This window comes from Corynebacterium sp. KPL2838, from assembly GCF_040225455.1.
GTDB classification, from domain to species: Bacteria; Actinomycetota; Actinomycetes; order Mycobacteriales; family Mycobacteriaceae; genus Corynebacterium; species Corynebacterium rhinophilum.
In genome coordinates, this window is sequence record NZ_JBEHFT010000014.1 from 46,789 (window position 1) to 58,635 (window position 11,847).

11 protein-coding genes and 1 tRNA gene are annotated in these 11,847 nt (G+C 58.4%); 6 read left to right on the forward strand and 6 right to left on the reverse strand.

Annotated features, from left to right (window positions below; genetic code table 11):
• Positions 1-28 precede the first annotated feature (28 nt).
• Positions 29-1,558 (reverse strand): SLC13 family permease, encoded by a 1,530-nt coding sequence (locus tag ABRP98_RS06515; RefSeq protein WP_349858167.1) that lies wholly within the window; start codon positions 1,556-1,558, stop codon positions 29-31.
• Positions 1,559-1,787: 229 nt separating this feature from the next.
• On the opposite strand from ABRP98_RS06515, the gene ABRP98_RS06520 reads away from it, so the two are divergent.
• The 3 genes from ABRP98_RS06520 (at position 1,788) to ABRP98_RS06530 (ending at position 4,833) form a co-directional block, all read left to right on the forward strand.
• Positions 1,788-3,095 carry a DEAD/DEAH box helicase gene (locus ABRP98_RS06520; RefSeq protein ID WP_349858169.1) on the forward strand — a complete coding sequence of 436 codons (1,308 nt, stop codon included), beginning with the start codon at positions 1,788-1,790 and terminating at the stop codon, positions 3,093-3,095.
• A gap of 67 nt (positions 3,096-3,162) precedes the next feature.
• A complete protein-coding gene (locus ABRP98_RS06525; protein WP_502878787.1) occupies positions 3,163-3,975 on the forward strand; it encodes a 3-methyladenine DNA glycosylase in 813 nt (270 codons plus the stop codon).
• Between the two features lie 48 nt (positions 3,976-4,023).
• Complete coding sequence (locus ABRP98_RS06530) at positions 4,024-4,833, forward strand: vWA domain-containing protein (RefSeq protein ID WP_349858174.1); 810 nt, start codon at positions 4,024-4,026, stop codon at positions 4,831-4,833.
• A gap of 63 nt (positions 4,834-4,896) precedes the next feature.
• Here ABRP98_RS06530 and ABRP98_RS06535 read toward each other — a convergent pair whose 3' ends face one another.
• The 5 genes from ABRP98_RS06535 to secA2 all read right to left on the reverse strand — a co-directional run bounded on the left by ABRP98_RS06535 (position 4,897) and on the right by secA2 (position 9,897).
• The gene (locus tag ABRP98_RS06535) at positions 4,897-5,460 is read right to left on the reverse strand and encodes a MerR family transcriptional regulator (protein ID WP_005282882.1); all 564 of its coding nucleotides are present in this window, start codon (positions 5,458-5,460) and stop codon (positions 4,897-4,899) included.
• A 146-nt stretch (positions 5,461-5,606) separates the two neighbouring features.
• Positions 5,607-6,200, reverse strand: a complete 594-nt coding sequence (locus ABRP98_RS06540) for a bifunctional nuclease family protein (protein WP_284771855.1) — start codon at positions 6,198-6,200, stop codon at positions 5,607-5,609.
• A 38-nt stretch (positions 6,201-6,238) separates the two neighbouring features.
• Complete coding sequence (gene ftsR, locus ABRP98_RS06545; protein WP_284782844.1) at positions 6,239-6,985, reverse strand: transcriptional regulator FtsR; 747 nt, start codon at positions 6,983-6,985, stop codon at positions 6,239-6,241.
• A 100-nt stretch (positions 6,986-7,085) separates the two neighbouring features.
• Positions 7,086-7,520: an oxoglutarate dehydrogenase inhibitor Odhl gene (gene odhI, locus ABRP98_RS06550; protein ID WP_349858176.1), complete on the reverse strand. Its 435-nt coding sequence runs from the start codon at positions 7,518-7,520 to the stop codon at positions 7,086-7,088.
• An 85-nt stretch (positions 7,521-7,605) separates the two neighbouring features.
• Positions 7,606-9,897, reverse strand: a complete 2,292-nt coding sequence (gene secA2, locus ABRP98_RS06555) for an accessory Sec system translocase SecA2 (protein WP_349858179.1) — start codon at positions 9,895-9,897, stop codon at positions 7,606-7,608.
• 87 nt (positions 9,898-9,984) lie between these two features.
• Here secA2 and ABRP98_RS06560 point away from each other — a divergent pair, with 87 nt between their 5' ends.
• The 3 genes from ABRP98_RS06560 to ABRP98_RS06570 all read left to right on the forward strand — a co-directional run bounded on the left by ABRP98_RS06560 (position 9,985) and on the right by ABRP98_RS06570 (position 11,693).
• A complete protein-coding gene (locus tag ABRP98_RS06560) occupies positions 9,985-11,145 on the forward strand; it encodes a bifunctional alpha/beta hydrolase/OsmC family protein (RefSeq protein WP_349858181.1) in 1,161 nt (386 codons plus the stop codon).
• The gene (locus tag ABRP98_RS06565; protein WP_349858183.1) at positions 11,145-11,543 is read left to right on the forward strand and encodes a YchJ family protein; all 399 of its coding nucleotides are present in this window, start codon (positions 11,145-11,147) and stop codon (positions 11,541-11,543) included. The genes ABRP98_RS06560 and ABRP98_RS06565 overlap by 1 nt, the downstream gene beginning before the upstream one ends.
• A 76-nt stretch (positions 11,544-11,619) precedes the next feature.
• Positions 11,620-11,693, forward strand: a tRNA-Pro gene (locus ABRP98_RS06570).
• Positions 11,694-11,847: the final 154 nt, after the last annotated feature.

Below are 11,847 nucleotides of genomic sequence, written 5' to 3' on the forward strand. Positions count from 1 at the left end.
GCAGGCCCTCCCTTTTTAGTACCTGGTGTTAGACCAAGCCGAGCCACGCCCAATAGGTGGCAGAAAGCAGCAGGATGAGCAGGTATCCGACGATGGTCAGCGGGATACCGGAGCGCAGGAATTGCTTAGTAGTAAAGGCACCGGTGCCATAGGCCAGCATATTTTGCGGCGCCGAGACAGGCAGCAAGAATCCGAAGCAGATGACGAACTGTTGGATGACCACGAAGCCGATGCCGCCGTTGGGCACATCCAGTGTGGCGGCCAAGGCGATAAAGACCGGGATGAGCGCGGAGGCCAGCGAGGTAGCAGAGGCAAAGCCCAAGTGGATCAGGATATTAAATAGCGATACCAGCGCAATGGTTGCCAGAATCGGCAGCGAATCCAGCCCCATTAACCCAAAGGTCTTTTCTGATAGCCACGTTGCGGCGCCCGTATCCAGCAGGAACGAGCCGAGGGAAATGCCAATGGCAAAGACGATGAGGGTACCCCAGCTCACGGATTTTTGCGCTTCTGGCCAGGTAAACACGCCGATCTTCGGTAACAGCATCAGGGCAACGGCCACCGCAGTAATGACGGCCGAGCTAATCGGGTGCAGCAGTCCCTCCGTGGCCCAGAAGAAGAGCAGGAGAAGGGAAAATCCGATGAGCCTTTTCTCTTCCGGTGAGGTGGGCCCGAGGTCCTCTAGCTGCTTGGCGATGAGCTCCTTTCCTCCCTCAATGCGTTCCGTTTCCGGTTTGATGACAGCGCGCATGATGAAATACAACGCAATGGACATCAGGATGGACCAGGGCGCGGCCCAAATAAACCACTGCCCCCAGGAGACCGACTGCCCCATTTGATCCTCAATAAATCCCACCGCCACGAGGTTTTGTGCGGCTGCGGTTTTAATACCTACATTCCAGATCGAGACGGCCTGCGCTGCGGTAATGACGAGTAGGGCACCCAGCTTCGACTCATAGGATAGGCCGAAGGCGGCCACCATACCGAGCAAGATGGGCACCACGGCGCCCGCACGCGCGGTGGCAGAGGGAACGAAGAAGGCCAAGATGATGGCGATCGCGATGGCGCCGATAACGATGTGGGAGGTCTTCTCCCCCGCGATCTTCAGCACGTACAGCGCAATCCGTTTATGCAGGCCCGTAGCCTGCATCGCTCCGGCCAAGATTAGCGCCGCGGCCACAAGCGCTACCGCAGACGAGGAAAATCCTGCCATCGCGACCTTGAGGGCGTTGGAGGTGCCGTAGATACCATCGGATTCTGGATCCGGCCCGAGCCCCAAAAGTAGGGAGATAAGGCCGACGATCAGCAAGGCGCTCACCGGATAGCTCAAGGCCTCGGTCACCCACATGATCACCGCAAAGGCCAGCATGCCTAGGGCCACTTTAGCGGGCCAGTCGAGTCCCGGAATCGGGATAAGTAAGACGACCGCTAGGGCCAGGAAGGCCAGCGCGAACCACACGGCATCAAGGTGAAATTTCTCCTTCTTCGTGGGTTCTGTAGATTCCTGCGGCGAGGAGTGGGAAGAAGAACTGGCTGCGGTTGCTTGTGCTTGAGCCATGGAGACGACTCCTTAACAGTTCGGTGTGGCCCTTGGAGGGGGGCCGGTGAGTGGAGGAATAAATCTTGCGTGCTTCCCAGCACCACCTTCCACGTTAGGTAATAACCAGTGAAATACCTAAAGTAGGGACCTATTTTTGCTATGGGATTTCTCACTTGTACGGTGGTCCACCAATCGTGCGCTGCCCGATGCAGGATTTTGCGCACCCACCGGTTAGAATTGCCCAACGATGACTACTTTTGCCGAACTCGGCTTACCTCAGCGCGTGGTTCACGTTCTACACAACCAAGGAATCACGGAAGCATTTCCCATCCAAGCCGCAGCCATCCCGGATGTACTCGCAGGCAAAGACGTACTTGGCCGCGGGCCTACCGGTTCCGGAAAGACCTTTACCTTTGGGCTTCCCACATTGGCCCGATTGGCTGGCTCGGGCGCCTCTACCCCGGGCCAGCCCCGCGCGGTCGTGCTCGCCCCCACCCGCGAGTTAGCGACGCAGATCCAGCAACGCCTCGATGAACCCGCCGCCGCATTAGGGCTGCGCGTTCTCGCGGTGGTCGGCGGCGTCAATATCAACCACCACATCCGCTCTCTGGCGCGTCCAGTGGACCTCTTAGTCGCCACACCTGGTCGCGCTCAGGATCTCATCGCACAAGGCAAGTTGTCCTTTGACAAGGTACAGATCACTACCTTGGATGAGGCGGACCAGATGGCCGATATGGGGTTTCTTCCCCAGGTGCGCAAGCTTTTAAACTACACCCCACCCACCGGTCAGCGGCTGCTTTTTTCTGCGACCCTCGATGGGGATGTTAATAAGCTGGTCGAGCAATTCCTGCACGATCCCGTGGTCCACTCCACTGCTCCAGTTGCCGCAGCGGTGGATTCGATGTCGCACCACCTGTTTTTCGTCGGCGATCGCCCCGCCCGCAACGAGGTGGTTATGCGCATCGCCGCGCGCGCAGGCAAGACCATCATGTTCATGCGTACCAAGCACGGCGTGGATAGGCAGGTGAAAAAGCTTCGGCGTGCCGGCATTAACGCTTATCCACTGCACGGGGATAAGGGCCAGGGCGCGCGCACCCGCGCCATTTCTGGCTTTGCCGATGGCTCCATTCCAGTCCTGGTTGCCACCGATATCGCGGCGCGCGGCATCGATATTGCAGACGTTTCACTCGTCGTCCACGTGGATCCGCCTGCAGAACACAAGGCCTACCTCCACCGCGCAGGGCGTACTGCGCGCGGCGGCGCAACAGGTACGGTGGTTACCTTGGTCACCGATGAACAGCGCTCAGAAGTAGCTACCCTCATCAAGAAGGCCGGTGTGAGCGCTACCGAACACGATATTTCCCACCGCGAAAATCCGGCCGGTGCTCCTGAGCTGCGCACGGTCACCGGCGCCCGCAAGCCGCACGGACCGGCCCTTCCACCGCCGGGCCAAGACGGGTCTAACGGCGCGGGCCAGCAACAAAAGAAACAACCCCCACGCCAACAAAAGCGGCAGGTTGGTGGAGCCAGGAGGGGTAAGGGGCGGCGTCGCTAAGCGCTAGCACAATAGAAAGGAGGAGACGCCCGTGCAGGTTTTATCTACCGCTGACTGGACAACCCGCATGAATGAGCACGAACGGCGGGCGGCGGACCGCCTGGAGAGGTTTCGCCATCCGGGCAGCTATCATCCCGTATTTGATTTCCTCTTTGAGTACTACCCTGTCCGCCCATCGCACCTAAAGCGCTGGCACCCGGGCATCGACACGGCGCTCAAGGGTAACGCGCCGCAGGCTAGCTGGCGCGATTACCACGAGACTGCGGACGGCATCACCGTGGACGTGGAATCCTATATGCAACGGCGCGGAAGTTCGATTGACTATATCTTGGATCTGCTGCGGCGCTCTGCCACCAACCCGGTGCACTTTGATTGCTTTGGTCTGCATGAATGGGCGATGGTTTACCACACCGATTCCCCACGCCATGATCTCCCGCTGCGCTTAGGCGCAGAAGGAACCAACCGCGTCGTTAATACTCATTCCCTAAAGTGCTCGCATTATGATGCGTTCCGTTTCTTTACCCCGCCCGCGCGTCCGCTCAACTTGACGGTGCTCCACCGTGAGGATCAACCTGCCAACGACCAGGCAGCCTGCGTGCACGTGACCATGGATCTTTATAAATGGGCGTGGAAGCTGGGCCCCCTGGTCCCAGGTGATCTCTTCCTCGATTGCCTGGATCTGGCTATCGATGCCCGCATCCTTGACATGGAGGCCTCCCCGTACGATTGCCGTAACTGGGGCCTTGGGGTAGTTCCTATTGAAACACCAGAGGGCAAGGCGACGTATGTCAATCGTCAACGGGGCCTCGCGCAGCGAGCGCAACCGCTGCGCGAGCGGCTTGTCGCAGTAATGGAAAGGGCTTATTGCCAGTTACACTAGATTAAACGCATCATGCGCTGGCTCGGGAGTTTTGGAGAAAGGCACTACATGGCACGGCACTCAAACGGGGAAAACAGATTCGCACTAGCTGGCTGGGTTATCGCGGTTATCATCATCGCAATCCTTGCCGTCATCGCACCGTTGATTTTCCTGTTGCGCGCTGGGGATGACTCTGGAGAGCCTACGGCCGCAGAAACCGCGTCCCAATCCCCTGTGGAAAGCAGCCCAGGAGTCTCCTCCTCCGCTCCGAGTACGCCGGACGACGGCGAAGAGGGCAAAGAGGCTTCGGGCTCGGCTTCCTCCTCCACCGTGGAGATGGCCCCCAATACTCTCCTGCTCGTTGATACTTCTGCGAATATGACCGCGATGTTTGATGCAACGCAACAGGCGCTATCTGGCACCGCGGAAAAATTGAGTGACAACAATAGCCAGGTAGCCTTGTGGAACTATTCGTCCCCCATTTCGGAGACCGCGTCGGTGGGTTACCGCGATAACCTCGGATTCGGCAATGGCCCTGCGGTGCCGAAGACGCTCGCGGCATTCGGCACCGGTGGGGTGCCGCAATCGCGCAGCGCCACAATTGCCGCGCTGAACACCGCTGCGGATCAGGCCGCCGGTACCAACCGGAAGGCACGGGTGCTCCTCGTGACAACGGGCACCGAGCTCGATATGGACGATGCCCAGTTTGCCGCCGCTCTTGACGGCGCGAAGTCAGACAACGTAGAGCTATCCGTCGTCCACGTGGGCCCAGGGGCTATCGATGAACAGCTAAAGAACGCCGCTGACAACTTCACTAGCGTCGATGCGGGTACGCAGGAGGACCTCAACGCCGCGATGGATAAGGCCGCTGGGGTTTAAACAAAAAAGTTCTCCCTCCACCCCCGTGAGCTGGGGTCTGGAGGGAGAACTTATTAAGAGGACTTAGGAACTCTTGCGGTTGCGGCGAGCGGCGAGCTCATCCAAGCCAACCACGTTGTCATCGGGCAATTCCTCGATGCGCTCTGCGGGGAAGGACGTAATCGTGCCGGACAGTTCCTTCAAGATTCCCGGCACTGCGATGCCGAAGACACCCTGCCCGCCGGCGAGAAGGTCAATGACCTCATCATTGGAGCGGCACTCGTACACGGTAGTGCCATCAGAGACGAGGGTGAGCTCAGCCAAATCGTTAACGCCGCGGTCATGCAACGATTCCACGGCCAAACGGATATTCTGCAGGGAAATGCCGGTGTCGAGCAGGCGCTTGACAATCTTGAGGACCAAGACGTCCTTGAAAGAATAAAGGCGCTGTGAACCCGAGCCGCGGGCGGTGCGAATGGAGGGGTTGACCAAGTTGGTGCGTGCCCAGTAGTCCAACTGGCGATAGGTGATGCCAGCAACCTGGCAGGCGATGGGCACGCGGTACCCCACTTCTTCGTCCGGTCCCACATCAAAGAGGGATTCTTGGACGTACTGGGACTCGGACTGAGTGTCCTCGGTGATGCTCACGTAATTACTCCAATGGGGTTTGTTGGAAGCTCTAAAGATCAATTAAATGCCAAGCGCACACCCCCGTCAAGCGGTGCTTGCTTAACCTTCGAGTACAACTTTAGACTTTAAAAACCACATTGTCACCATTAGTCACACGCGTGTCATTAATTTTTTTCGTCTTCTTCCCCCGTGTGGAAATCGGATTCATCCATGCCAAGGCTGCGCATCATCTCTTCGAAATCGGCATCGGCCTGCGCGTTTCCGGATGCAGAGGTGCTTTCCTCGGCGGAGGAGGCATCGCTGTCTTCCCAGTCCTGTGTGGGGGTAGGAAGCTCGAGGTCGAAGTATTCCTTGATGTCCTCCTCGCTGGCGAAGACGGATACCTGCGCCAAGAGCGCAGATTCGGCAACGATGGGCACCTTAAAGTACTCGGCTACCGCCAAGGCATCGCTTACACGCGCATCAAAAACTTCACCTTGCGCGGTCTGAATATCCACCATGAAGGTGCCTTGATGGTGGTTGACAATCTCGATGGCCTCGACGCCACCTGCAGCCTCCAAGACCTCGCACAGAAGATCGTGGGTCGTGGGGCGGTTCGGGCGCTGGTCAGCAAAAACGGTAGCCAATTGGATTCCGTCTACGGCCGAAAGCCAGACGGGAATGAGGCGATTGTCTTCGGGCCAACGCAGCAGTGCGCAGACATCATCTTCTGGCCCAAGCTGGTGAATGCCGTGAAATTCAAGGGTTACATCACTCATAGCTACCACTCTCCCACATGGGAGGCAGCCATGGTGAGTTAGCCGTTAAATTCGTGGCGCAAATCCGTCTTTACCAAGGTGGCATGCAAAGAAACCACTAGCGCCGTCATCTGCTGGGACAGTTCTTCTGCCTGCTGGTGAGCGGTATCGGAATTCGAGTGCGCTACGGGGGCCGCGACTTGGGAGATTAAATCCGCCTGGCGGCGGGCGCTATTTCGCAGGGACTTCAGCTGGCTAGAGCTAAAGCCAAAAGCCTGCAGTGCAACTGCGGCAGAAGCAATGGCCACATCATCGGTATTGAAAAATCCCGCGGCATCCGGCTTAATGAGCTTGTCCTTGATAAAGGTGGCAATATCCGCCTCGGATGCTCCGGCTTGCTCTGCTACCTCGGCATCGGTCAAGCGCGTTACCGCGGGTGCTTTGAACTGTTGCGGGGACAGCAAGGTCTCCGCATTGCCAGCAGAAACAATGGCGGTGACCTGGCCAGAATCCATCGCTTCCAGCTGCTCGCGGATAACCTTAAGCGGGGTGTAATTATCCCGCTGGGTGGTCAAGATATAGCGCAACCTATCCACGTCTTCCTGCGTGAACCGGCGGTAGCCGGAGGCAGTGCGCTGGGGAGAAATTAGCCCCTCTGACTCGAGGAAGCGGATTTTAGACACAGTGACATCAGGGAACTGCTGATTCAGCGTTTCTAAGACCACGCCAATGGACATGGTCTTAGCCTTCTTCGTGTTCGGGCTTTTGCGGCGAGCTGATGCCGCCGCGGATTCTGCTGCGCTCACTGTGTCTATCTCTTTAAAAGTGTCTCAGTAGTCGTTGGATATAAAAAGGAGACTAAACCGCTTTAACCAAGTACGGCAAAACGGCTTGTCTGCTGCGGTTTTAGTCCTGCTTGGTGATGAAGACGAGGCGGAATTTACCGATCTGAATCTCATCTCCCACCTCGAGCACCTGCGAGTTACGCGGCTCGCGGTTGACGTAGGTGCCGTTCAGGGATCCCACGTCTACTACCTCGAATTGGCCGTCATCATTCTTGCGGAATTCAGCGTGGCGGCGGGAGACGGTGACATCATCCAGGAAGATATCTGCCTCTGGGTGGCGCCCTGCCGTGGTGGTGTCCTGGTCAAGCAAGAAGCGGGCACCGGCGTTGGAGCCGCGCTTGACGACGAGCAACGCCTGGCCATCTTCCAGGTTTTCCGTACCTACCGCAGAGGTATCGGTTCCCTTGGTGCCATTTTCCATTTCCTTGAGCAGGTCAGCGCGGAATACAGAGGTGGTCTCCACCTGTGGTTCCGGGGTTCCGGTGTTCTCGCTCATTGTTACCTCCGGGGATTAGTTTTGAGTTACTTATACCAATAATAGCGACTCTACCGAGTCTTTGATCTCTCAGTGGGCAATTATTTCACCGGAAAATGTTTCCGATGCCGCTCAACACGGAATTTCCCTGCCCCGCAAGGGGGTTATCAGAGACCATATAGGTCCACGTTGCGCTTGGACGGTTCAATCCTGAGTCTGCAAGGTGTGCCCCCTCAGAGTCAATAGGCACCTGCCTGAAGGTCTCTACTGACTGGTCCACCGCCCGCTGCGCCAAGTCCTTAAACTCGCGCACCGCAATGCGGTGATACTCATCGATCGGGGTCTCGCGCGCGATGGCGCGCAGGTGAATGGATTCGCGCACATCATCGAGCAGCTCGAGGTGGTCTGCCCAGCCCATGTCCAGGTGATACAGCATGATTTCGCGCGCTGCCTGGATGCGCGCCGCCTCCGGGATATCCGCAAGCTCGCTCGCCCGCTCTGGGGCGCGCTCGGCTAGTTCCTGCCAGGCTTGGTCCGTATCCAATAGCGTTGCACGGCGCTTATCGATGATGATGCGCTGATCCGCCAAGAGCTGGTTATACTTCCAGGTCTGGGCGTGAATCTCTAGCAACTGGCCCTCTGTCACCCGCTGGCAATGGGCTACGAAGTCATGCACCCGCTTGGATTCGATGAGCCCGCCAGGGCCAGGTTGCGCGCTGACCTTTTCCCCAGCGCCGCCTTGTTGCACCACATCATCTTCCAGGGAGACAAAAAACAGCGCCAGGCCAGGATCTCCTTGGCGCCCTGCACGCCCGCGCAGCTGGTTATCGAGCCGCGCCGTGCGGTGCCGGGAGGTGCCGATCACGGCAAGGCCGCCGCGCTCAGCTACTTCATCGTGGTCGGCTTCATCGGCACCACCGAGCTTGATGTCGGTGCCGCGGCCGGCCATTTGTGTGGAGACGGTTACCCGCCCAATATCGCCGGCTTCAGCAACAATCTGTGCTTCTTCGCGGTCATTTTTGGCGTTGAGCACGTTGACTTCGATATCGCGATCGCGCAAGGCCTCCGCCAAATTTTCTGATTCCGCAACGTCTTGGGTTCCCACAAGCACTGGTTGACCGGCTTCGTGCAGGTGGGCAATTTCTTCGACGATGGCCGCTGACTTCTCCCCTATGGTGGCAAAAATGCGATCTTGTTCATCGAAGCGCTGCAGTGGCTTATTCCGATCGATAACGGAAACGTGCAGGTCATAAAATTGCCGCAGCTGGTCGGTGGCCTCTACCGCAGTACCCGTCATTCCACAGACCAGCGGGTACCGTCGCATGAGTTCTTGCAGGGTAATCGTATCGAGGATGCGCCCGCCCTCAGAGACTTCCAAGCCCTCTTTGGCCTCTACCGCTGCCTGCAGCCCGTCGGGCCAGCGTTGCAGATCGGCGACGCGACCACGGGAGGCATCGATAAGCTGCAGCTTGCCGTCCACCACGATGTAGTGAATATCGCGTATCAACAGCACCTTTGCGTGCAGCGCCAAGTTGACCTTGACGAGGACGGTGCCGATATTGTCCTCGGAATAAAGGGAATCGATGCCGAGCTCTCGCTCTACGCGGGCTGCGCCGACATCGGTAAGCTGCACCGTGCGCCCGTCATCTGAGATGACGTACTCGTGGTTCTCTCGGAGGCGGGAGACCACATTGGTAATTTGCCCCGTGGGAGCTTCACCGGGGCGATTTCCTGCTAGAACCAGGGGCACGAGGGCCTCATCCACTAGGACGGAATCGGCCTCGTCCACCAAGGCGACATCGCCAGGCGCCTGCACCGTCTGTGCGCGTTCGGTGATCTGGTTATCGCGCAATAGGTCAAATCCCAATTCATTGACCGGGGAATAAATAATATTCTGCGCATAGGCTGCGCGGCGCTCATCCGCGCTCATGCCCTCCGTGACGGAGGCTACCTGCAGCCCAAAAAATTCCACGACAGGCCGCATCCATTCGGCATCGCGGCTGGCCAGATAGTCATTGACCGTCACGACGTGGACGCGCTTTCCAGTCAGCGCGAAACCCGTTGCGGCCATCGCGCCAACGAGAGTCTTGCCCTCACCGGTAGCCATTTGAATGACATCGCCGGTAAGCAGTCGCAGTACCGCCTGCGATTGCACGGTGAATGGGTGCAGGCCCAGGGTGCGTTCACACGCGACGGCAAGGGCACCCAGGAATTGGGCCTTGTCTGCGACCTCGCCGCCGCGCACCGCATCGCGGGCGGCTTGGGCCACGGCAGCATCGTCGCTCTGCGCGAATTTCTCCGCGGCGGAGCGAGCTTCATCCACGATGGCCTTGGATTTCTTATCGTTTCGCTCGCTTTGCGAGCCCATCGCTTTCCAGAACCAATCGAATGCTCCCACGACAATTCCTCCTTTAGGGGCTGGCTGCCTACGACTCTAGTCAACCTCATCTGGCTTGGAACTTATGGGGCCGTTATTGTAGGTGCCATGCAATCCGTCAATGTTAAGCTGCTGTCCAGCCGAGGAACCGAGATGGCAGGAACCATCGACTTTCCTGATGCTCCACCTCTCGCCTTCGCCGTCTTCGCGCATTGCTTTGCCGGCTCGCGCCATACCCCTGGCGCGGCCCGCACCTCGAAGCAATTAACGGAATTCGGCATCGCCACGCTGCGCTTTGATTTCCCCGGTTTGGGGCAATCAGAAGGCGAGTTTGCGGACACTACGTTTAACCAGAATGTCGACGATATCCGCGCCGCAGCGGACTGGCTAGAAGAACATTATTCCGCACCGCAGATGCTCATTGGCCACTCCCTGGGCGGTGCGGCGGTGCTCAAGGCCGCCACGGCAATGAAAAAGATTCGGGCCGTTGCCACCATCGGCGCCCCCTTCGATCCGGCGCACTCCGTGCTGCACTACGCGGATAAGATCGGCGAGGTAGACGCTAATGGCGAGGTCGAGGTCGTCTTGGGAGGCAGGGCCCTGACCATTTCGCGTAAATTCCTGGAGGATCTGGCAGAAACCAATCCGGAAGAATACCTACCGCGGTTGCGCAAGCCCCTCTTGTCCCTGCATTCCCCCATCGATCAGACGGTGGGCATCGACAATGCGCAAAATATCTTCCGCATGACCCGCTACCCCAAATCCCTCGTTTCGTTGGATAAGGCCGATCACCTGCTGACGAAACAGGGTACGGCGGCCCGCGCCGCTGATCTCATCGGTGCATGGTCGCGACAGTTTATCGTCCCCGACTATGAACCCGAGGAAGTGGGCACGGATGCCGCCGTTGCCAGCCCTGCTACCGGCACCAAATTCGGTGTCGTGGTGCGCCACAATGATCATTCCGTTACCGCGGACCGGACCAAAAAGGAAGGCGGCAAGGGCAAGGGCTTTACCGCAACCGGCCTGCTCATGTCGGCCTTGGCAGCTGCCTCCACCCAGGCCATCAAGGAAGCCGGCAAGAAGCTTGCGCTTGACGATGTCCACGTGACCATCACCCAGACCGGTTCCACCTCTTTCGAGCGCCGCATCGAACTAAAAGGCTCCTTGGACGATTCCGAGGTCGATGCACTGCGCGTAGCCGCGCGCGATACCGACATCGAGCGCATGGCCGCCGGCGCCACCATCACCGATATCGTGGACGCCAACTAATGGTGGCCCTCAACCCCATCGCCGATTCCCGCCGCTGCCCCTGCACGAGCGGGCTGAGCTTTGGCGAATGCTGCGGCAAGTACCACGCTGGTGCCAAAGCTCCCACGGCGGAGGCCCTCATGCGGTCACGCTTTAGCGCCTTCGTCAGCGGCGATGAGGACTACCTCCTGCGCACCTGGGATCCGGTGACTCGGCCGAGCTCATTGGACTTGGCCGACTCCCCCATCCGGTTCTACCGCTTTGATATCCTCGATACCGAAGGCGGTGGTCTTGTAGACGATGAAGGCATCGTGGAATTTGAGGCCTTCTACAAGGGCGAGGCAGTGGGCTCCCAGCGGGAGCGATCGTCTTTCCGGCGCCTTAATGGCGCATGGGTCTATTCCACCGGCGAGCTTTAATGCAGGTCACGGCCTAGATTTCACTGTGGAATTATCCTGATGTAATCTAGGGCAGTCGCAACAAATAATGCGACGCCGGGCTATGGCGCAGTTTGGTAGCGCACTACACTGGGGGTGTAGGGGTCGCAGGTTCAAATCCTGTTAGCCCGACAAATTATCCCACGGCTATGGAGTAACTCCTCGGCCGTGGGATTTTCTGTATGCCTCGTCTACACCGCAAAAAGGATGGCCTAAACGACAGGATGTGTTGGTGAAGTTATATGTTTAGCCGGTCTGGCGTGCTGGTATTAGGATTATTTCACTT